This is a genomic window from Noviluteimonas lactosilytica, assembly GCF_020866925.1.
In the GTDB taxonomy this organism is placed as follows: domain Bacteria; phylum Pseudomonadota; class Gammaproteobacteria; order Xanthomonadales; family Xanthomonadaceae; genus Noviluteimonas; species Noviluteimonas lactosilytica.
Genome location: NZ_JAJGAK010000001.1, coordinates 960,093 through 982,148 on the forward strand (window position 1 = coordinate 960,093; position 22,056 = coordinate 982,148).

Annotated in this window: 15 protein-coding genes; 4 read left to right on the top strand and 11 right to left on the bottom strand. The window is 68.9% G+C overall.

What is annotated here, in order from left to right:
* Positions 1-27: 27 nt before the first annotated feature.
* The 6 genes from LK996_RS04810 to mrcB form a co-directional block, all read right to left on the bottom strand.
* Positions 28-327 carry a hypothetical protein gene (locus LK996_RS04810; RefSeq protein ID WP_230525998.1) on the bottom strand — a complete coding sequence of 100 codons (300 nt, stop codon included), beginning with the start codon at positions 325-327 and terminating at the stop codon, positions 28-30.
* A gap of 202 nt (positions 328-529) precedes the next feature.
* The gene (gene tsaB / locus LK996_RS04815) at positions 530-1,225 is read right to left on the bottom strand and encodes a tRNA (adenosine(37)-N6)-threonylcarbamoyltransferase complex dimerization subunit type 1 TsaB (protein ID WP_230525999.1); all 696 of its coding nucleotides are present in this window, start codon (positions 1,223-1,225) and stop codon (positions 530-532) included.
* A complete protein-coding gene (locus LK996_RS04820) occupies positions 1,222-1,626 on the bottom strand; it encodes a VOC family protein (RefSeq protein WP_230526000.1) in 405 nt (134 codons plus the stop codon). Before LK996_RS04820 ends, tsaB begins: the two co-directional genes overlap by 4 nt.
* Positions 1,619-3,724, bottom strand: a complete 2,106-nt coding sequence (gene yoaA, locus LK996_RS04825; RefSeq protein WP_230526001.1) for a DNA repair helicase YoaA — start codon at positions 3,722-3,724, stop codon at positions 1,619-1,621. Before yoaA ends, LK996_RS04820 begins: the two co-directional genes overlap by 8 nt.
* A 5-nt stretch (positions 3,725-3,729) precedes the next feature.
* Positions 3,730-4,275: a hypothetical protein gene (locus tag LK996_RS04830; RefSeq protein ID WP_230526002.1), complete on the bottom strand. Its 546-nt coding sequence runs from the start codon at positions 4,273-4,275 to the stop codon at positions 3,730-3,732.
* Complete coding sequence (mrcB, locus tag LK996_RS04835) at positions 4,272-6,686, bottom strand: penicillin-binding protein 1B (RefSeq protein WP_230526003.1); 2,415 nt, start codon at positions 6,684-6,686, stop codon at positions 4,272-4,274. The genes LK996_RS04830 and mrcB overlap by 4 nt, the downstream gene beginning before the upstream one ends.
* A gap of 111 nt (positions 6,687-6,797) precedes the next feature.
* Between mrcB and LK996_RS04840 the strand changes: the two genes are divergently transcribed.
* A complete protein-coding gene (locus tag LK996_RS04840) occupies positions 6,798-8,912 on the top strand; it encodes a glycosyltransferase (protein WP_230526004.1) in 2,115 nt (704 codons plus the stop codon).
* Positions 8,913-9,001: 89 nt separating this feature from the next.
* Here the strand turns inward: LK996_RS04840 and LK996_RS04845 are convergent, their stop codons facing one another.
* The 3 genes from LK996_RS04845 to hrpA form a co-directional block, all read right to left on the bottom strand.
* Complete coding sequence (locus LK996_RS04845; protein WP_230526005.1) at positions 9,002-10,543, bottom strand: tetratricopeptide repeat protein; 1,542 nt, start codon at positions 10,541-10,543, stop codon at positions 9,002-9,004.
* Position 10,544: 1 nt separating this feature from the next.
* A complete protein-coding gene (locus tag LK996_RS04850; RefSeq protein ID WP_425493733.1) occupies positions 10,545-12,617 on the bottom strand; it encodes a RelA/SpoT family protein in 2,073 nt (690 codons plus the stop codon).
* 164 nt (positions 12,618-12,781) lie between these two features.
* Positions 12,782-16,735 (bottom strand): ATP-dependent RNA helicase HrpA, encoded by a 3,954-nt coding sequence (hrpA, locus tag LK996_RS04855; RefSeq protein WP_230526007.1) that lies wholly within the window; start codon positions 16,733-16,735, stop codon positions 12,782-12,784.
* A gap of 115 nt (positions 16,736-16,850) precedes the next feature.
* Here hrpA and LK996_RS04860 point away from each other — a divergent pair, with 115 nt between their 5' ends.
* Positions 16,851-17,378 carry a Dps family protein gene (locus LK996_RS04860; RefSeq protein ID WP_230526008.1) on the top strand — a complete coding sequence of 176 codons (528 nt, stop codon included), beginning with the start codon at positions 16,851-16,853 and terminating at the stop codon, positions 17,376-17,378.
* A 176-nt stretch (positions 17,379-17,554) separates the two neighbouring features.
* Positions 17,555-19,354 carry a DNA helicase RecQ gene (gene recQ, locus LK996_RS04865; protein WP_230526009.1) on the top strand — a complete coding sequence of 600 codons (1,800 nt, stop codon included), beginning with the start codon at positions 17,555-17,557 and terminating at the stop codon, positions 19,352-19,354.
* Positions 19,355-19,442: 88 nt separating this feature from the next.
* Here recQ and LK996_RS04870 read toward each other — a convergent pair whose 3' ends face one another.
* Positions 19,443-19,658, bottom strand: a complete 216-nt coding sequence (locus LK996_RS04870; RefSeq protein ID WP_230526010.1) for a hypothetical protein — start codon at positions 19,656-19,658, stop codon at positions 19,443-19,445.
* A gap of 298 nt (positions 19,659-19,956) precedes the next feature.
* On the opposite strand from LK996_RS04870, the gene LK996_RS04875 reads away from it, so the two are divergent.
* Positions 19,957-21,438: a DUF1254 domain-containing protein gene (locus tag LK996_RS04875; protein ID WP_230526011.1), complete on the top strand. Its 1,482-nt coding sequence runs from the start codon at positions 19,957-19,959 to the stop codon at positions 21,436-21,438.
* 21 nt (positions 21,439-21,459) lie between these two features.
* Here the strand turns inward: LK996_RS04875 and LK996_RS04880 are convergent, their stop codons facing one another.
* A complete protein-coding gene (locus LK996_RS04880) occupies positions 21,460-22,014 on the bottom strand; it encodes a hypothetical protein (protein WP_230526012.1) in 555 nt (184 codons plus the stop codon).
* Between the last annotated feature and the right edge of the window lie 42 nt (positions 22,015-22,056).

The following is a 22,056-nucleotide window of genomic DNA, read 5'->3' on the forward strand; positions in this document are numbered from 1 at the left end:
CGCGCTCGCGACGCATCGCAGGCCGCGCTACCCGTCGTTGACGGCGTGCAGCATTCCGCGCAGGCAGATGGGATACGCGGACACCGGAATACAGATGCCGCGGCGGAGGTCGCGCACTTCGTCGCCGACCGCTTCGATCAGTTGCACGAACTCCGCCAACGGCAAACCCGCCATCGGCGAACGGATACCCTGCAGGAAGTCCACTTCGAGCATGAGGTCGGCGCGCTCGCACCGCACCCTGCAGAACAACTCGCCCTTGAAACGCACTTCCGCCGCGAGGAAATCCGACTCGCCGGGGAACATCCAGTCGACGCGAAATCCTTTCATCAGTCGTCTGCACCTTGGTTGAGGTTGTAGGTGCAGGAAACACAAGATCTGAATAGAGACAGATTGGTACTTCTTTCTCGTGCGGGCGACGCGGGCCGTTCGCGAAGACGAGGTATCCACGTGGCTTGAAGATTTGTCGCGTCAGCTGTCTCGCCAGGCGCGCAAGCTGCCCCCCGTGCTTCGTGCAAGACGCGTGACGCGATTACTTCTTTCGGCGCGCCGCCACTTGTTCCGCCAGCGTCAGCGCCACGTTGTCGCGCAGGTAGGCAGGCTCGATGCGTTCCGGCGCCACGCCCTCGCCACGCTTGAACGCCTGCGCCGCGAGCCGCGCAACGTCCGCCGCATGCGGCAACGCACTCGCATCGATGCGCGCGAAACGCCCATCGAGCGTCGTGCGCAACGCACCTTCGACCGCATCGAAGCCCGTGCCGACGCCGCTCCATGCGTTCGCATCGTCGGGCAACACGACCGCCGTCGGCGCGACGACACGTTCGTCGTCGAGCGCGATCGCGTTGTCGCCATCGCAACGATAGGCCGCCGCGTACACCTCGCCCATCCGCGCATCGATCGCGGCGAGCACGCGCGGTGCGCGCGCCTGCAACGCGAGCGCGGCGAGCGTCGACACGGGCACGATGGGACGATCGAGCGCGAGCGCGATGCCCTGCGCGATCGCGATCGCAAGGCGCACACCGGTGAACGCGCCCGGACCGCGGCCGACCGCGATCGCGTCGAGTTCGGTGCGGCGCACGCCGGCTTCGTGGAGGACCTCGTCGGCCCATGGCAGCGCGAGTTCGGCGTGGCGGCGCGGCGCGAGATCGAAGCGCTCGATCACTTCGCCGTCGACCCACACGGCGACCGAACACGCTTCGGTCGCGGTCTCGAACGCGAGCAGCTTCACGCGCCGGCCTGTTCCGCCGCCGGCGGTTCCCACAATTCGACCAGGCCGCCTTCGGGATCGAGCACGTAACCGAACTTGCCCTGCTCGTTCGCCTCGTAGCGATCGAGCACGTTGCAGCCTTCGCTGCGCAACGCGGCGAGCGTGCCGTCGAGGTCGTCGACGCGCAGGTTGACCATGTACGCCTTCTCGCTGGGCGCGAAATACTCGGTCGTCGCCTTGAACGGCGACCACACGGTCATCGCCTCCGTGCCGGTGTCGGCGCGGCGCCAGTTGAAGATGTGGCCGCCCCAGCCCTCGCCCCCGACGTCGAGATGATCGGCGTACCACTTCGCGAGCGCGTCGGGATCCTCGGCCTTGAAGAACACGCCGCCGATGCCGTGCACGCGGGGACGATCAGCCATGGCGGGTCTCCTCGATGGGGGTGTCGCTGGAAGCCGAGTCTATTGGAGCCGTGTCGACTGGACGCGATTCTGCCGCAAAGAACGCCTCGACGTCGGCCACCTCGCGCGTGCGCGCGAACGGCGGCAGCGAATCGAAGAACACGCGGCCGTAACTCTTGCCGATCAGGCGCGGATCGCACAGCACGAGCACGCCGCGGTCGGTCTCGCTGCGGATGAGCCTGCCGACGCCCTGCTTCAGCGCGATCACCGCCTGCGGCAGTTGCTCGTCGCGGAAAGGATTTCCGCCGCTGCGTCGGATCGCATCCAGGCGCGCCTCGAACACGGGATCGTCGGGCGCGGCGAACGGCAGCTTGTCGATCACGACGACGCTCAGCGCATCGCCCGCGACGTCGACGCCTTCGCGGAAACTCGCGGCGCCGAGCAGCACGCCGTTGCCGGATTCGCGGAAGCGTTGCAGCAACACGTGGCGCGGCGCCTCCCCTTGCACGAACAACGGCCACGGTGCGCTTCGCAGCGCCTCGGCGGCTTCGCGCAACGCGCGATGCGAGGCGAACAACACGAACGCGCGCCCCTTCGACGCTTCGAGCACGGGCGTCAGCGCATCGACGACCGCGCGGCCGTAGTCGCGCGACATCGGTTCGGGCATGCGCGGCGGCAGGTAGCACAACGCCTGCGTGTTCCAGTCGAAGGGGCTCGGTTCGATCAGCGTTTCGGGATCTTCCAGGCCCAGGCGCGTGCGCAGGTGATCGAAGCCGCCGGCGACGGAGAGCGTGGCGGACGTGAAGACCCACGCGGCGTGCGAGCGCTCGCGGTGTTCGCGCAGGGGGCCGGAGACGTCGAGGGGCGTGCGTTGGAGGCGGAAGCCGCGCGGGGACAACTCGAACCAGCAGACGTCGCTGTGCTCGTCGCGCGCGTCGCGCGCGTCATGCCCGCGACGGCTGGGATGCGCGTCGTCGTCGCCCTGGATTCCAGCCTCTGCTGGAAAGACGTCGTCCGCATCATCGAAGTCGCGTTTCTCCGGCGTCTCCAACCACCGCCGCAACCGCGCCTGGAAATCCACCGCGCGCGCATGGCACGCATCGAACCCCGGCGACGCCTCGCGCAACCCCGCGAGCGCATCGCCGAACAACTGCATCGCATCGGCCAACTGCGCGAACGCATCGCGCACCGTCGGTTCGTGCAGCGCGCGCCCGCGCGTGCCGCGCGTCGGCAGCACTTCCATCGCCGCACGCAACACGCGCGTGATGTGTTCGAGATGCTGCGCCGGCCCCTGCACGGTGGCGATCGACGCGCTGACGTCCTTGCATTCGGCGATCGCATCGCGCGCCAGCTCGACGAGCGGCCGCGCGCCGACGCCTTCGCCGAAGAATTGCGCGGCGAGGTCGGGCAGCTGGTGCGCTTCGTCGACGACGAAGGCCTGCGCGCCCGGCAGGATTTCGCCGAAGCCTTCCTGCTTCAGCGCAAGATCGGCGAGCAGCAGGTGATGGTTAACCACGACGATGTCGGCGGACTGCGCGCGCGAGCGCGCCTGCACCACGAAGCATTCCGACCAGAACGGGCATTCGCTGCCGAGGCAGTTCTCGGCGGTGCTGGTGACCATCGGCAGCAGCGGCGAGTCTTCGGGCAGCGCGTCGAGTTCGGCCATGTCGCCGAGGCGCGTGCGGCCGCTCCACGCAACGATGCGCTGGAACTGCGCGATCTGCTCGCGGTTGGCGAAGCGCGGTTCGCCCTTCGCGCGTTCGAGGCGATGCTTGCACAGGTAGTTCGCGCGGCCCTTGAGCAGCGCGGTCTTCACCGGCGTGCCGAGTGCGTCGCGCACGCGCGGGAGATCGCGCAGGTAGAGCTGGTCCTGCAGCGCGCGGGTGCCGGTCGAAATGATCGTCTTCTGGCCCGACAGCAACGCGGGCACGAGATAGGCGAAGGTCTTGCCGGTGCCGGTGCCCGCTTCGGCGAGCAGCGTGCCGCGCGCATCGAACGCATCGGCGACCGCTTCGGCCAGGCGCTGCTGCGCAACGCGCGGGACGAAGGCGGGAATCGCGTCGGCGAGCGCGCCGCCTTCGGCGAGCGCGTCGCGCGCGGCGGCGGACAGGATCGACATCGCGCTCAGTATCGCGGCGGCGCGGTCACCTTGCACGCGTCGAGTTGGCGCTGCGCATCGGCGGCGGCGACGCCATCGCCGCGGGCTTCGCCCACGGCGCGGAGGGTCGCCCAGTGGCGGCGGCACAACGGACCGACCTGCGCGCCGACATCGTGCGCGCGACGGGCGAACGAGGCCGCGCCGTCGAGATCGCGATTCAGCAATGCGGCCTCGGCGCGTTCCTGCAGCACGGCGGGGTCGTCGCCGGTTTCGGCGAGCGCCTGGTCGAGCGCGGTCGCGGCGTCGGCGTAACGGCCTTCACGCTCGGCCTGGGCCGCGTTTTCACGCAGGCCCGCGACCATCGGATCGCGCAGCGGCTGGATCGCGAGTTCGTCCTTGCCGTCATCGTTGCCCGCGGCGGCGCGAACCTGCGCGACGAGCGCGACCGGGTCGTACGCGCGTTCGATGCTGTCGGGCGACGGCGGCGCGGTCGTCGCGCACGCGGCGAGGGTCGAGGCGAACACCACGGCGACGCACGCATGCGTCGCGACGCGGACGAAACGAAGGGTCATTGCTGTTCCTGCGGTTCCGGCGCGGGCTGCGGCGGCTGTTGCGGTTGCTGCTGCGGTTGTTCGTCGCGCCCGAAGCCGAACCAGTCGCGCCATCCGCTTTCCTGTTCCTCGGGCTGCTGCACCGTGCACGGTTCGAACGGCGGCTGGAAGCCGGCGACGAACGCGAATCGGCGCGCGCCCGGGCAATCGGCGCTGGTCGCGTGGCTGCCGACGATCCACTGCCAGTCGAGGCCCTTTTCGCCGATTTCCAGCGGTTTGCTCGGCAGGCGCGAGAAGATCCCCGACCACACGCGCATCGCGCCGGTCGCACCGTACAACCCGGTCGGCTGGTTCTGGTCGTTGCCGACCCACACGACCGCGAGGTGGTCGCCCGTGTAACCGGCGAACCAACTGTCGCGGCTGTCGTTCGACGTGCCGGTCTTGCCCGCGGCCTGCAGGCGGCCGAGGCCGTCGCTGAGCAACGGACGCGCGGTGCCGTTGGTCACCGCGTGCTGCAGCGCCGTGCCGATCAGTCGCGCGGCGATCGCGTCGCCTTCCTGCGCGGGCGCGGGCGCGACGTCGTAACGATTGACGGCCTTGCCGTTCTGGTCGAGCACGCCGCGCACCGCATGCAGCGGCTGGATTTCGCCACCCGACGCGAGGAATTGGTACAGCTGCGCCATCGCGTACGGGCTCTGGTCGACCGCACCGAGGATCAACGCCGGATGCGGTTCGGCCTCGATGCCCGCGAGCGTCTTGATCAGCGTGGCGAGGCGACGCGGATCGACCTGCATGCCGATGCGCACCGTCGCCTGGTTGTAGGACATGGCGAGCGCATCGACCATGCGGACCGTGCCGTGGCTGCGCCCGTCGGAGTTGCCCGGCGTCCAGCGCTTGCCGCGACCGAGCGTCACCGCGACCGGCGAGTCGTCGACGTAACTGGCGAGGGAGAACTTGCCCGGCTGCGCGAGCGCGAGCAGGTACACGAACGGCTTGAGCAGCGAGCCGACCGGACGCTGCGCTTCGACCGCGCGATTGAAGCCCTGCTCCTGGATGCTGCGGCTGCCGACCACCGCGACCACGTCGCCGTTGTTGACGTCGGTGACCACCAGGCCCGCCTGCAGCGCCGGGCGCGTCTTGTGATCGAGCGACTTCAGCGTGCGCGTGACCGCGCCCTCGGCGTATGCCTGCGCCGACGGCGTCATCGCGCTGAGTACCGTGAGGCCCGCGCCCTGCAGCGCGTTGGCCGGGAAATCGCGCGCGAGCTGGCGACGCACGAGGTCGACGTACGCGGGGAAACGATTCGCGATGTTGATCGGCGTCTTCGTCACGCCGAGCGGCGCTTCGGTGGCGCGCTTGAGTTCGTCGTCGTTGATCAGGCCCGTCTCGTGCATCTTCGCCAGCGCGAAGTTGCGGCGATCGGTCGCGCGCTCGGGATTGCGGCGCGGGTCGTACCACGACGGGCCGCGCACCATGCCGATCAGCAACGCGATCTGCTCGGTGCTGAGATCGCGCAGGTCGCGGCCGAACCAGAACTCCGACGCCGCGGCCACGCCATGGATCGCCTGCGAGCCCGACTGGCCGAGGTACACCTGGTTGAAATAGGCCTCGAGGATCGTCTTCTTGTCGTAGCGCGCTTCGATGATCAGCGCGTAGAGGATCTCGTTGAACTTGCGGGTGAACGTCTGTTCCTTGCCGATGCCGAGCAGGCCGCTGCGCGCGAGCTGCTGCGTGAGCGTGCTCGCGCCCTGGCGCGCTTCGCCCGAGCGCAGGTTCACCCACGCCGCACGCGCCATGCCCGACAGGTCGATGCCGTGGTGGCTGTTGAAGTCGCGGTCTTCCACCGCCTGCAGGCCGGTGACGAGGAGTTCGGGGACTTCCTCGATGCGCACGATGCGGCGCTCTTCCTGCTGCTGGCCGTAGAGCGTGGCGATGCGCGCGGGATCCAGGCGCGCCTGCTTGACCGATTGCTTGCGCGCGGCGTCGCGCAAGCTCGCCACGCGCGAGCCGGAAAGCTGCACTTCGATGCGGCGCGGCGCGACGGGACCGTCGACGTCGTTGAACCCGCGGCTCGCGATCAGCCAGCGACCGCCGTTGCGCGAGTACGAACCGGGCCGCACGCCCGCGCCGTCGTCGCGATACCCCGCGGCTTCGAGTTCGGTCTTCAGCGTCTGCGAATCCATCGCCACGCCCGGGCGCAGCACCAGCGGGCGCGCGTACACGCGCGTCGGCAACTGCCAGCGCAACTGGTCGAAGCGCTGCCCGACCTGGTGGTTGAGGTACAGCGTGTACGGGATCAGGAACCCGAGCCCGAGGCCGATCGCGGCCAGGCCCCAGGTCAGCAGGCGACGTCGCCACCCCGGGGAGGGGCTGCCGCGTCCGTCGTGGCCGTCGTCGTCTTCGTCGTATTCGATCCGCGGGGCTTTGGGCATTGACTCTGGGAGCGATGCGACAATGGAGCCGCGAGTCTAGCGCAGGGGCGTCCCGGCGCAGGTCGCGCCCCCCGACCCCCACCCTGTTTCTTCAGCCGGAGTTCTGCTGGCATGGCGATGACCCCGGCCGATGCGCGCTTCTACTTCCAGCGCGTGCTCGGCCTCGCCCACCGTGCGTTGTCGAGCCTGCGGACCCGCGGGTGGTCGGCGACGATGGCGCGCGCGAAGGCGCGGTTCGCCCCGGGCCCCGGCGTGCGCGCCGATGCGCTGTTCAACCCCGCGGCCACGCCCTTCGCCCCGTTCGCGCTGCCCGGCACGCTGCGTGCCGGCGACGCCGCACCGCGGGCCAGCATCGTCATCCCGGTCTACGGCAAGTTCCCGCTCACCCTCGCCTGCCTGCGCGCGCTCGCCGCGCATCCGCCGGCCAATGGCGCGGAAGTGATCGTGGTCGACGACGGCTCGCCGGACGACACCGGCGAACACCTGCCCCGCATCGACGGCCTGCGTTACCACCGGCGCGCCACGAACGGCGGCTTCATCGCCGCGTGCAACGACGGCGCGTCGCTCGCGCGCGGCGAATACATCGTGTTCCTCAACAACGACACGATCCCGCAGCCGGGCTGGCTCGACGCGCTGTTGCGCACCTTCGACGAACACCCGGACGCGGGCCTCGCCGGCGCGCGCCTGGTGCTGCCCGACGGCCGATTGCAGGAAGCCGGCGGCGTCGTGCGCAACGACGGGCATTCGGACAACATCGGCCGCTTCGCTTCGCCCGCGCATCCGCTGTATGCGTACGTGCGTCGCGTCGACTATTGCTCCGGCGCCGCGATCGCGCTGCCGACCGCGGATTTTCGCGCCCATGGCGGCTTCCACCAGGATTACGCGCCGGCGTATTACGAGGACACCGACCTCGGCTTCCGCGTGCGCGCGGCGGGCAAGTCGGTGTACGTGCAGCCGGCCGCCGACGTGCTGCATTTCGAGGGCGGCACCGCGGGCACCGACGTGCGCGAAGGGCCGAAGGCCGCGCAGGTGCGCAATCGCGAAGTGCTGCTCAAACATTGGCAGCACACGCTCGTGGCGCATCCTGGCCATGACGTCGCGCAGGCCGAATTGAGTCGACACCATTTCGGCAAGCAGGTGTTGATCGTCGACGCGGAAACGCCGACACCGGACCGCGATTCCGGTTCGCTGCGCATGATCAATCTCATGCGCCTGCTGCGCGAGGAAGGTGCGCACGTCGTCTTCCTGCCCGCCAACGCGCGGCACGACGGCGCGTACACGGAAGCGTTGCAGCAACTCGGCGTGGAAACCTGGTACGCGCCGTTCGCGGGGAACATGCCGGCGTGGTTCCGCGAACACGGCCCGCGCTTCGACACGATCGTGCTGTGCCGCCACTACGTGGCCTCCGAAATGTTGCCGCTCGCGCGCAAATACGCACCGCAGGCGCGCGTGGTGTTCGACACCATCGACCTGCATTACCTGCGAGAACGCCGCGGCGCCGACGTCGCGGGCGATGCGGCCCTGCGCCGCAGCGCCGACCGCACGCGCGCGCTCGAGCTCGACTGCATCGCGCGCAGCGACGCCACGCTGGTGGTCAGCGACGTCGAACGCGCGCTGCTCGCGCAGGATGCGCCCGGCGCGCGCGTGGAGATCCTGTCGAACCTGCATCGCGTCGCGGGGCCAGGGCAGTCGTTCGCGCATCGCGAAGACCTCGTGTTCGTCGGCGGCTTCCGCCATCCGCCGAACGTGGATGCGGTGTCGTGGTTCGTTCGCGACGTGTTCCCGCTCGTGCGCGCGCGCTTGCCGGTGGTGCGCTTCCACTGCATCGGCGGGCACGTGCCCGAATCGATCCTCGCGCTCGGTGCGATCGACGGCGTCGTCGTGCACGGGCACGTGCCCGACATCGAACCGTACATGCAGGGCGCGCGCATCGCGCTCGCACCGCTGCGCTACGGCGCGGGCGTGAAGGGCAAGGTGAACCTGAGCATGGCGCACGGGCAACCGGTGGTCGCGACGTCGTGCGCGGTGGAAGGCATGCACCTGCGCGATGGCGAGGACGTGCTGGTCGGCGACGAACCCGCCGCGTTCGCCGATGCGATCGTGCGCCTGTATTCGGACGAGGCGTTGTGGACGCGCTTGCGCGATGCGGCGCTGGTCAGCGTGGAGAAGCACTTCTCCGTCGACGCCGCGCGCGACGTGGTGCGTCGCATCCTGCTCGGCGCGTGAGAGGCAAAACAGGGGCAAGAACAGGGGTCAGAGCACTATTTCGCTCAACGAAATAGTGCTCTGACCCCTGTTCTTGCCCCTGTTCTTGCTCACCGCTGCGCCGAGCCTCCGCTCGCCATGCGGATCCGCTCGGCGAACGCGTCCAGGCCGTCGGCCGATGGATCCAGCGACCGCGCCGTATTCAACGCCCGCTGCGCCGTGGCGATCTCGCCCGCACGCAGACGCTCCTCGCCCACCGCGATCCACCGCATCGCCAGCCGATTGCGCGCCTGCAACACGCTCGCGCGACTGTCGCCGAGCTGGTCGCGCGCGTCCAGGCACGCTTCCGCACGCACGAGGCGATTCGCGCGCAACGCGTCGTCGTAGCAGGTGCGCGCCGCCGGGAGGAGCGTGGCCTGCGCGCTGCGCACCACCGGATCGTCCGGCGCGATCGCACGCGCGCGCCGCAGATGATCGTAGGCGCTGTCGCCGGGCGGCGTGAGCAGGTCGCCTCGCGCCTGCGCTTCGCGCGCTTGCGCGAGCAGGCGATGCACTTCGGACGAACGACCCGCGCTCGTCTGCGCCATCGGCAATCGCTCGCGACGCGCGCGCGATTGCGCGAGATGGCGTTCGGCGTCGGCGATCGCGGGCGACGTGGGATCGAGCGTGCGGGCCTGTTCGAGGCTTGCTTCGGCACGATCGAAATCGAAGTCGGACGCCTGGCGCTTGCTGCGTTGCGCCCACTCGGCGACGAGGCGATCCAGCCCTTCGCGCGCCTGCTCGTCGGTCGGATCGATGGCAAGCAGCGTGCGATACGCCTCCGACACTTCATCCAGGCGCTGGCTCTTCAATCCGCGCGAGGCGCGTGAACGCTCCGAATCGCGCGCCTGCGTGAGCGCGCCTTCCGCATCCGGCAAGCCGACGTGGCCCGGATCGTATTCGCGCACGCGCGCGACGATCGCCGCGGCTTCGTTGTATTCGCGCTTGCCGAGATGCTGCTGCGCCTGCTGCAGCAGATCTGAGAGCGCGTCCTCGCGCCCTTCGAGCGCGGCGTTGTTGGTCGGCTGCAAGGCGAGCACGCGCTTGTACAGCGGCAACGCGGCCGTCGCGTCGCCGTCGAGGCGGCCTTCGCTGCGCGCGACCTGCGCGTCCTGCAGCATCGTGTCGACGCCGACGACCTGGCTTTCGAGTTGGCGCAGGCGTTCGGTGATGCGATCGGCGTCGGCGGTCGGCACCGAGAGTTCGCGCGCGAGTTGCAGGTTGGCGTGCGCTTCGGCGAAGCGGCGTTTCTCGGTCGCGAGCGCGGCCTGCGCGAGCGCCGCCGTGCCGACGCGCTGCAGGCCCAGGCGCGCGTCCTGGCGATCGGGATCCAGCGCCATCGCCGCCGCGTACAACTCGCGCGCACCGCTGCCGTCGCGCGCGCTGAGGTGATTGCGCGCGAGCGCGGCCGCCGCGCTGTCGAGCATCTGCTGCGTGCGGGGCTCGGGATACACGCGATCGGACATCTGCTGGCGGAACGCGATCGCGAGCAGCACGACGCCGAACACACCGACCACCACCCATTCGACATGCCGCCGCATCGCCGGCGGCCAACGGCGCACCCAGTCGACGAAGCGGAGGCGGATCGGGTCGCGGACGCGGACGCGGGGCATGTCAGGTCGCGCGGCGTGCGTCGTCGACGCCGGGGATCGCAGCGAGCTTGCCGAGCAGCGACGACAGTTGCCCGAAGTCGGCCACGCGCAGGCGCAGTTGCAGGCGCACGCGCCCGGTGCCGCGTTCGGGATCGCTGTTGATCGCGGCGACGTGCGCGTTCTCCTGCGCGATCAGGTTGGTCACGTCCTTGAGCAGCCATTTGCGATCGAGCGCGAGCAGTGCGACATCGACATCGTGCCCGCCGCCGGTGCCGCCCCACTCCACCGGGAGCGCGCGCTGCGGTTGCGCGGCGGACAGGCGCGCGAACGTCGGGCAACCGACGCGATGCACCGACACGCCCTTGCCGCGCGTGAGGTAACCGACGATCGGCTCGCCCGGCAACGGCTGGCAGCACTTCGCGGGTTGCGCGAGCAGGTTGCCGACGCCTTCGATGGTGAACTCCGAGCGGCCCTTCTTCGACTTGCCGCGCGCGACGACCGCGGTGGTCGCCGGTTCCGGCTCCGCCAGCGCGCGTTCGTGTTCGAGCAATGCACGCCCGACCTGGTGCGGGCCGACGTCGCCGAGCGCGACGAGCACGACGAGATCGTCGTCGTTCGACACGTTGAACTTCGCGAGCACCGGCGCGAGGTCGGCCTTTGCCAGGCCGAGGCGCTTGAGTTCGCGATCGAGCAGTTCGCGGCCGGCCTGCAGGTTGCGCGCGCGATCGAGCTTGTGGAACCAGCTGCGCACCTTCTCGCGCGAGCGTGCGCTCGCGAGGAAGCCGTTGGACTGCACGAGCCAGTCGCGCCGCGGTTCGGCGACCTTGCCGGTCATGATCTCGACGCGATCGCCGCTGCGCAGCACGTGGTCGAGCGGCACGATGCGACCATCGACCTTCGCGCCGCGGCAGCGATGTCCGACTTCGGTATGCACGTGGTAGGCGAAATCGAGCGGCGTCGCGCCCTGCGGCAGATCGACGACTTCGCCGCGTGGCGTGAGTACGTAGATGCGATCCTCGGCGAGTTCGCTGCCGAGCTCGCGCATCAGGCTCGCTTCGTCGCCGGCCGGGGCTTCGAGCAGTTGGCGCATCCACGCGATGCGTTTTTCCATCGCCGCGTCGCTGGCCTTGCCGTGGCCGCGGCCTTCCTTGTATTTCCAGTGCGCGGCGACGCCGAGTTCGGCCTGCGCGTGCATCTCGTGCGTGCGGATCTGCACTTCGAGCGTCTTGCCTTCCGGCCCGATCACCGCGGTGTGCAGCGACCGGTAGTCGTTGCGCTTCGGACGCGCGATGTAATCGTCGAACTCTTCCGGGATCGGCAGCCACAACGCATGCACGACGCCGAGCACGGCGTAGCACGCGGGGATGTCGTCGACCAGCACGCGCACCGCGCGCAGGTCGTACAACTCGCCGATGGGCGCGTTCTTCTTCTGCATCTTCCGCCAGATGCTGTAGATGTGCTTCGGGCGGCCGGCGACTTCGCCCGCGATGCCCTGCGCTTTCAGCGCATCGCGCAGCGACTCCTTCACGTCTTCGATGAAGCGCTCGCGACCGCCGCGCTTTTCGTCGAGCAGGCGCGCGATCTGCTTGTAGGTCTGCGGTTCGAGGTAGCGGAACGCGAGGTCCTCGAGTTCCCACTTCAGCTGCCAGATGCCGAGGCGATTGGCGAGCGGCGCGTGGATGTCGCGCGTGAGCTGCGCGAGCGCACGTTGCTTTTCCACCGGCTGGTCGCCGGCCAGGCGCAGGCGCGCGAGGTGGCGCGAAAGCAGCACGAGCACGACGCGCAGATCGCGCACGATCGCGAGCAGCAGGCGGCGCAGGCCTTCGCTGTTGCCATGCCCGTGGCCCGTCGATTCGGCGTGCAGCGTCCACACCTGCGCGGCGGCGCGCTGGCCTTCGAGCAGCGCGGCGATCTGCGGGTATTCCTTGTCGACGCGCGTTTGCAACGCCGTGGCCAGCGCCGGCAACGAACGCAGCATCGCAGCGGCGGTCAGTTCGCCGTCGGCGCCGAGCTTGCCCAGCGAACCGAGCGTATCGGCGAGCACGGCGGGCGAATCCGGCGCTTCCGCGAACGGATCGCCTTCGACCTGCAGCATCGCATCGCGCAACGCCTGCGGGATCGCGTCGGCCGGCGGCGTCGCCAGCAACGCGGGAAGCGTGAGGGGGGTGTACCTGCTCAAGGACCTGGGCTCGGGGTCATGCGTTTCAACGCCCTACAGTACCGCGCCCCGTGCGAAGGGCGCGGCATGCCATTCAGTTTTCAGTGAAGCCGCTCCCCGCGCAGCCTGGCCAGCCGTGATGCGAGTCGCTTCGGCGAAACTCCCGCGCGCGCGCCCAGTTCCTGCGCGAACAGCGAGACCCGCAGTTCCTCCAGGTCCCAGCGCAGCGACTGCCATTCGGGGTCGTCGCGCAGGTCGTTCGCGGCCGCCGAGGCCAAGGCGTCGGCGAAGGGCTTGAGCTCCAGCATGCGCTGCTGGTCGCGGGCCGGATCGCGCAGGGCGCGCTCGCTGCGCAGGACCAGCGCGCGCAGGTAGCGCGGGTAGTCGGCGAGTGCGGTCGCGGGTACTTCGCGCAGGAAGCCCGGGGGCACGAGCGCCGCGAGTTGCCGGCGCATGTCGTCGAGGTTGCCGCTCGCCCAGCCGACCAGCTTGCTGTCGAGGCCCGCGCGCACGTCGGCGACGAGGCCGAGGATGGTTTCGGCCTGGCGCAGGCGTGCGGTCGCTTCGGGGAATAGCGCCTTGCCGATTTCCTCGCGCTTGAGCGCGAAGGTCTCCGCGCTGCGAATCTTATCGAGGCCGTCGTTGTCGAGGCCGTCGGCCGCCAGCGCGGCGAACGCGCCTTCGACAAGATCGGCGCGCAGGCGATCGCTGTCGCTGCCCGATACGTCGCGCGGCGCGGCCGATTCGATCGCGGCGTACAGCAACGCGAGCTTCGGCTGGATCGGCAGTTGCTTGCGCGCCTGCTTGAGGCGATCGGCGAGCGCGATGCGCAGCAGGCGGCGCACGCCCTGCGGATGGCGGCGACGCGCTTCCTCGCGACTCGCATGCACGGTGAGCGCGACCGATTCGCCGCGATCTTCGAGTGCGGGGTATGCGGGCACGCCGCCTGCGCCGGGCACCGATTCGGGAATCGCGCGCGCCGGGAATTCGACGAGACCCTGTTCGGCGAGGCCTTCGGCGGCGCGTGCGGCGAACGCGGCTTCGGCGCGCGCGCCGAAACGTTCGCGCAGGTCGGACAGGTCGCGGGATTCGGCGAGCACGTGGGCTTCGCCGCGTTGCGCGGATTTCGCGGTCGCATCGAGCAATCGCAGGTTCGCGTGCAGATGCGGTTCGAGCGAGGCGATGTCGAAATCGCCCGCCGTCACCGCAACGCCGCCCAGCTTGTGCAGGAACCGCGCGAGCTCGCCTTCGATCGCATCGGCGGTCGGTTGCGGAAATGCTTCGGCGAATGCGCGCGCGAAATCCGGCGCGGGAACGAAGTTGCGGCGCAACGCCTTGGGCAGGGACTTGATCAGGCCAGTCGCCTTGTCGGCGATGAAGCCCGGCGCGAGCCACGACAACCGCGCCGCATCGAGCGCGTTGAGCAAATGCAGCGGCACCACGACCGTCATGCCGTCATCCGGCGCACCCGGCTCGAAGCGATAGCGCACCGCGAGCCGCGCATCGCCGAGCGCGAAATACGGCGGGAATCGCGTGGCGTCGCTCTCGTCGCCGACCATCAGGTCGGACAGCGACCATTCGAGCGCCGCCTTCTCCTCCTTCGACAATCGCGCATACCACGCATCCAGCGCCTGCGCGTTGTGCACGTGCGGCGGCAGGCGGTCGAGATACCACTGCGCCTGCCAGTCTTCGTCGACGACCAGGCCCGCGCGGCGCTGCTTGGCTTCTTCTTCCTTCGCCTTCGCGAGCATCGCGAGGTTGCGCGGCAGGAAGACGCTGCGCGTATTGATCTCGCCGGTCACCAACGCATCGCGCGCGAAGATCTGGCGCGCTTCCTCGGGGAACAGCGCGCCGTAATGGATCGGCCGCTTCGGCGCGAGCACGAGGCCGAACAAGGAAATCTGTTCGCTGCCCACCACGCGCCCCTGCGATCGCGCCCAGCGCGGATCGTGCTGGCGACGCGCGAGCAGGTGCGGCAACGCGTCGATCGCCCATTCCGGTTCGACGGTCGCGTTGGTCAGCGCCCACACGCGCTCGGTGTCGAGCAGCGTCGCGGACAACACCCACGGCGGCGGCTTCTTCGACAGCGGCGAACCGGGGAACAGCTGGAACTTGCGCCCGCGCGGACCGTCGTACAGGTTGCGGTCCGCGCGATTGCCGAGTTGCGTCGCGAGGCCCGTCATCAGCGCGCGATGGAGGTCTGCGTAGGGCGCGTCTTTCTCGTCCTGGTTCCAGCCGAGCTCGTCGCACAGCAGCTTCAACTGGCGATGCAACTCGCGCCATTCGCGCAGGCGCAGGAAGCCGAGGAAGTGCTTCTCGGCCCACGTGCGCAGCTTCGATTGCGTGAGGTCTTCGTGCGCGACGCGGTAGGCGTCCCACAACTTGAGGATGCCGACGAACTCCGACTTCGGATCGGCGAACTGCGCGTGCGCGTTGTCGGCCGCGGCGCGCTGGTCGGCGGGTCGCTCGCGCGGATCCTGGATGCCGAGGAACGAGGCGATGACCAGCATCTCGCGCAGGCAATGACGTTCGTGCGCGGCGACCAGCATGCGCGCGAGCTTCACGTCGACCGGCAGGCGCGCCATCGTGCGGCCGATGGCAGTGAGCTTGCGCGTCCCCTTGTCTCCGTCCTCGATCGCGCCGAGTTCGAACAAGGTCTGCCAGCCATCGGCGATCGCGCGCGGTTCCGGCGGTTCGAGGAACGGGAATTCCTCGATGCGCCCGAGGCCGAGCGACAACATGCGCAGGATCACGCCCGCGAGCGCGGCGCGGCGGATTTCCGGATCGGTGTACTGCGGGCGCGATTCGAACTCCGCCTGCGAATACAGGCGATACGCGGTGCCCGGCGCGACGCGGCCGCAGCGGCCCTTGCGCTGGTCGGCGCTGGCCTGGCTGATGTCTTCGATGTGCAGGCGGTCGAGTTTCTGCCGCGGGCTGTAGCGCTTCACGCGCGCCAGGCCCGGGTCGACGACCGCATGGATGCGCGGCACCGTCAGCGAGGTCTCGGCGACGTTGGTCGCGAGCACGATGCGCCGCTGCGGGCCGGGATTGAACACGCGATCCTGGTCGCGCGCGGAAAGGCGCGCGTAGAGCGGCAGGATTTCGGTGTGGCGATATTTTCGCCGTTCGAGCGCGAGGTGCGCGTCGCGGATCTCGCGTTCGCCCGGGAGAAAGATGAGCGTGTCGCCCATCGGGCGCTCGCGCGCGATCTCGTCGCACGCCGCGATGATGCCGTCGAGCACGGTGCGATCGCCGGCGTCCTCGCCCTCGCCTTCCAGCGGGCGATAACGCACTTCGACCGGATAGCCGCGGCCTTCGACATTCACCACCGGCGCGTCGCCGAAATGCGCGGCGAAGCGCTCGGTGTCGATGGTCGCCGACGTGACGATGACCTTGAGGTCCTTGCGGCGTTCGAGCAGCTGCTTCAGGTACCCGAGCAGGAAATCGATGTTGAGGCTGCGCTCGTGCGCTTCGTCGATGATCAGCGTGTCGTAGTCCGACAGCCAGCGATCGGACTGGATCTCGGCGAGCAGGATGCCGTCGGTCATGAACTTCACCGCGGTCTGCGCCGACACGTTGTCGCTGAAGCGCACCTGGAATCCGACCGCGCCGCCGACCGGCACCGCGAGTTCCTCGGCGACGCGACGCGCGACCGCGCGCGCGGCGATGCGCCGCGGCTGCGTGCAACCGATCATGCCCGCCGCGCCGCGGCCTGCGGCCAGGCACAGCTTGGGCAGCTGGGTGGTCTTCCCCGAGCCGGTTTCGCCCGCGATCACCACCACCGGATGGCGGCGGATCAGTTCGACGATGCGGTCGGCCTCGGCGGCGATGGGCAGCGACGGATCGACCGCGGCCTGCGGCAGCGAGGCGGCCCGCGCTTCACGCGCGGCGACCGAGCGCTGCAGGGCCTGCGCGAAGGCCTCGCCCAGCGCCTCGTCCTGCGGCTTCGCGTTCCAGCGCGACCACAGGCCCAGCAGCCGTCCCCGATCCCTCGACAAGGCCCCGTCGATGGCCCGGCGCGCCTGCGCAGACGCGGCCTTTGCACTCCCTTCCATACACTCCGTGGCCGATAGCCTTGTTCAATCGCAGCGACAGCAACAATCGACTATTCGTCGGGTCGCCGCCCCCTTTATTGTGACCGCAACCCCCCGCAACAAGGAGCGACAGCGCATGTCCACCCCCGCGAAGAACCTGAAGGAAGATCCGAAAGTCGGCCAGACCGCCCCCGAGATCGACATCGGGATCGAGGCCGGCGACCGCAAGAAGATCGCCGAGTCGCTGATGGTCGTGCTGGCCGATGCCTTCACGCTTTACCTGAAGACGCACAACTTCCACTTCAACATCACGGGCGAGATGTTCAACAGCCTGCACGCGATGTTCGAGGTGCAATACAACGAGCAGTGGATGGCCTTCGACGAAATCGCCGAGCGCATCCGCGCGCTGGGATACAACGTGCCGGCGTCCTACGAGGACTTCCAGCGCCTGACCAGCATCAAGCCCGGCACCAAGGTCGAGCATACGGACTGGCGCGAAATGGTCCGCCAGCTCACGGTCGGCAACGAGGCGGTGTCGCGCACGGCGCGCCAGGCGCTCGGCGTCGCCGACAAGGCCGGCGACGACCCGACGGTCGACATGCTCACGCAGCGGCTGAAGGTGCACGAGAAGAACGCGTGGATGTTGCGGGCGTTGCTGCAGTAAAGCGATAGAGCGGGAAACGGGAAACCCGGGAAACGGGAGGTTGGACTTCGCTTCGGCTGAGGGACCGTCGGCCGAATCGTAGCTCGACCTCCCGTTTCCCGCTTCTCGTTTCCCGTTTCCCTTTTTGCCGAGCCCTCGGCAACGATTCGCTTGCACCGCTTGTTACCCTACCGCGCATGCAACACGCGCTCGACACCCTCCGCCACGTTTTCGGATACGACGCCTTCCGCGGCGTGCAGGGCGAGATCGTCGAACACGTCGCCGGCGGCGGCGATGCACTGGTGCTCATGCCCACCGGCGGCGGCAAGTCGATGTGCTACCAGTTGCCCGCGCTGCTGCGGCAGGGCACGGCGATCGTCGTCTCGCCGCTGATCGCGCTGATGCAGGACCAGGTGGAAGCGCTGCGCCAGCTGGGCGTGAAGGCGGCCTTCCTCAATTCCTCGCTCGATGCGGGCGCGGCGCTCGCGGTGGAACGCGAGTTCGCCGACGGCGCGCTGGATCTGCTGTACGTCGCGCCGGAGCGGTTGCTCACGCCGCGCTTCCTGTCGCTGCTCGATCGCGCGCGCGTCGCGTTGTTCGCGATCGACGAAGCGCACTGCGTGTCGCAGTGGGGCCACGACTTCCGCCCGGAATACCGGCAGCTCACGCTGCTGCACGAGCGCTGGCCCGAGGTCCCGCGCATCGCGCTGACCGCGACCGCGGATGCGCCGACGCGGCGCGAGATCGTCGAACGCCTCGGCTTGAAGGACGCGCGCCAGTTCGTCAGTTCCTTCGACCGGCCCAACATCCGCTACACGGTGGTCGCCAAGCAGGACAGCCGGCGCCAGCTCGTCGATTTCCTGCGCGAGCGGCGCAACGATTCTGGCATCGTGTATTGCCTGTCGCGGAAGAAGGTCGAGCAGACCGCCGAATTCCTCGTCGCGCAGGGCTTCACCGCCCTGCCCTACCACGCCGGTCTCGACGCGGAGGTGCGTGCGCAGCACCAGCGCCGCTTCCTGCGCGAGGACGGCGTCGTGATGTGCGCGACGATCGCCTTCGGCATGGGGATCGACAAGCCCGACGTGCGTTACGTCGCGCATCTCGACCTGCCCAAGTCGCTCGAAGGCTATTTCCAGGAAACCGGCCGCGCCGGCCGCGACGGCGATCCGGCCGACGCGTGGATGGCCTACGGCCTCGGCGACGCCGTGCTGCTGCAACGGATGATCGAGGAATCCGAATCCGGCGAAGAGCGCAAGCGCCTGGAGCGCCGCAAGATCGAAACACTGATCGGCTACTGCGAATCCACCGCGTGCCGACGACAGACTCTGCTCGCGTATTTCGGCGAGGAACACGACGGCGATTGCGGCCACTGCGACAACTGCATCGCGCCGCCGAAGAGTTGGGACGGCACCGTCGCCGCACAGAAGGCGCTGTCGTGCGTGTATCGCACCGGCCAGCGTTTCGGCGCGGCGCACGTCATCGACGTGCTGCGCGGCGCGGACACGCAGAAGGTCCACCAGTTCGGGCACGACCGCCTGAGCACCTACGGCGTCGGCACCGAGCTCGATGCGAAGCAATGGCGCAGCGTGTTTCGCCAGCTCGTCGCGGGCGGATGGTTGCAGGTGGATGTCGAAGGGCATGGCTCGCTGCGGCTGACGCAGGCGAGCGCGGCGTTGCTGAAGGGCGAGACGACGTTGACGTTGCGTGCGGAAGCTGAGAAGGCGCCGAAGTCGCGGCGCGAGTCGCGCGGGGCGACGGAAGCGGCCGGTGATCTGCCACACGAAGCGCAATCGCGATTCGAAGCGTTGCGTCGCTGGCGCTCCGAGGTCGCGCGTACGCAAGGCGTCCCTGCGTACGTGATCTTCCACGATGCGACGCTGCGGCAGATCGCACTCGCGGAACCATCGAACCTCGATGCACTCGCGGAAGTCCAGGGCGTCGGCGCGGCGAAGCTCGAACGCTACGGCGCGGCGGTGCTGGAAACGCTCAGCGGGTAGCCAGACACGACGACGGGGAGGCCTCGCGGCCTCCCCGTCATCTCGCCCTGATCAAGGCGAAAACGAAAACGAAAACCGGTGGCAGGTTTTAGCGGTCGCTGCCGCTGCCGCCGCGGTTCTGGTCGCTGCGCTGGCCCTGCTGCTGGTCGCGCGAGGAACCCTGCATGTCGCGGTCGCTGCCGCTCTTGGACTGGCCTTCCTGGCGTTGCCCGGTCTGGTCCTTGCCCATGCCGTGCTTCTTGTCCTGGTTCTGCTGCTGGCCGCCCATGTTCTGCTGGTTGCGGTCGTTCGGATTGTTGGCCATCGTGGATCTTCTCCGTTGGTTACCAATATGCGGCGGTGTTTTCGCCGGCCCGCACAGTCTGCGAAATGCGGCGTGCGCAGCGCGTGATTCGTTCGCGCATTCAGTGCGCAATCGCGTGCACTGCATGAACCACTTCATGAACGTGCGGCCGCTTGCACAAACACGAATGCGCAATGCGCGGAACTTTTCGAATACTCCGCAATTACACCTTGGTGCAGAGTTTTTGCCCGCAAGGACAATCGGTCGCCGCGTCGCGCGTTGCTAGCCTCCACGACGCCACCAGCGAGAGAGATTTCCCATGCACCTCCTGCTTTCCAACGCGCGCGCGACGACGCGCGCGGCCGCGTTCGGATTCGCCCTGCTTTTCGCGCTCACGTTCGCCGGCTGCACGCGCGCGCCCTCCTCCGACGAAGCCAGCTCGATGGCGAACAACGCCACGATCAACGCATCGAGCATCGCCAACGATCCGGTCCGCCTGGACGACCTGCGCGAACTCGCGCGCGATGCCTACGTCTGGGGCTTTCCGATCGTCGACAACTACCGCGTCATGGACGCCTACGTGCTCGATCCGAAGAACCCCGAATACAAGGGCCCGTTCACCACGATCGCGAACAACGCGCGCCTGTACACGCCGCAGGACAAGGCGATCCAGACGCCCAACTCCGACACGCCGTATTCGATGGTGTGGCTCGACCTGCGCGACGAGCCGATGGTGCTGACCGTGCCGTCGATCGAGCGCAAGCGCTACTACTCGATCCAGCTGATCGACGCCTACACGCACAACACCGGCTACATCGGCAGCCGCACGACCGGCAACGCGCCGGGCCGCTACCTCATCGCGGGCCCGGGCTGGAACGGCGCGAAGCCGCCGGGCATCGCGCAGGTGTTCCCGATGGAAACGGAGTTCGTGTTCGCGGTCTATCGCACGCAGTTGTTCGGCGCCGACGACATGGACAACGTCAAGCGCATCCAGGCCGGATACAAGGTCGAACCGCTGTCCGCGTTCCTCGGCGAGCCGCCCGCGCCCGCGCACGCGCCGATCGAATGGATCAAGCCGGTGTCCGCGGAAGAACAGCGCACCTCGCTGGAGTTCTTCAACGAACTCGCGTTCGCGATGCAGTTCATCCCGACGCACGAGGCGGCGAAGCGCTTCCGCGAGCGTTTGTCGGCGGTGGGGTTCGTGCCCGGCCGCCACTTCGACTTCGACAAGACCGAACCCGCGATCCGCGACGCGATGCTCGCCGGCATGCGGGACGGCCAGGCCGAGATCGACAAGGAACGCAAGCAGCGCACATCGTCGAAGGGGATGTTCGGCACGCGCGCCGACATGCATTACGACGTGGTGTCGCGTGCGCTCGGCGCGCAGGTCGGCATCTACGCGAACTCGCCGGAAGAGGCGATGTACGCGACTTACGAAACCGACGCCGATGGCGAGCCGCTCGACGGTGCCCATCGCTACGTCCTGCGCTTCCCGAAGGACGGCCTGCCGCCGGTGAAGGGCTTCTGGTCGCTGACGATGTACGACCTGCCGGCGCAGTTGCTGGTCGACAATCCGCTCGATCGCTACCTGGTCAACTCGACGATGCTCGACACGTTGCATCGCGATCCGGACGGCGGCATCACGCTGTACCTGCAGCACGCCTCGCCAGGCAAGGACAAGGAAGCGAACTGGTTGCCCGCGCCGAGCGGCAAATTCTTCGCGGTGCTGCGGAACTACTGGCCGAGCGACGCGATCGTCAGCGGCGCGTGGAAGGGACCGAAGCTGCAGCGCGTCGATTGACGCAACGCATGCCTGCCGCGCTCACGCCGCGAGCGCCGGCAGGCGCGGCAACGCTTCTTCCGGGACGACTTCGGCGAAGCGTGCGAGGACGCGTTCGCCGTAACTCGGTTGCGACGTGCTCACAAGGTAAGCCAGCGCTTCGAGCAGGCGATCCAGCAGCGCGGATGGCTCTGACGTCGACTGGATCGCGAGGCGCAACTCCACCGCCGTCGGCGAACGCTGCAGTTGCAACATGTCGATGAGGTACATCTTCGCGGCGGCCAACGAGCGGCGCTTGGTTGTCGTCGCTGCAGGCGTCGGTGCCGGCGCCGGCACCTGGATCGCTGCAACAGCGGACCGTGGAACCGGTGCAACCGGCGGCAACGTCCGCCCCCAATCGTCCGCCGACGCGAGATACCCCCCGCTCACAAGTCGATCGATCGACGCCGCGCTCGCATCCCCGAGCATCGCGATCAACTCGTCGCGCGTTCGCTTGCCGTCGGCAAGAATGAGAATGCGGCGGTCGCGCAGGTCTACCGCGCCGGCCTTGCCGGCGTCGAGCACGTCGCGTGCCTTGTTCGTCTTGGCCAGTCGCATGGCGGTTCCCCCTGAGGCGCGACAGCCTAGTTCGCGGATATG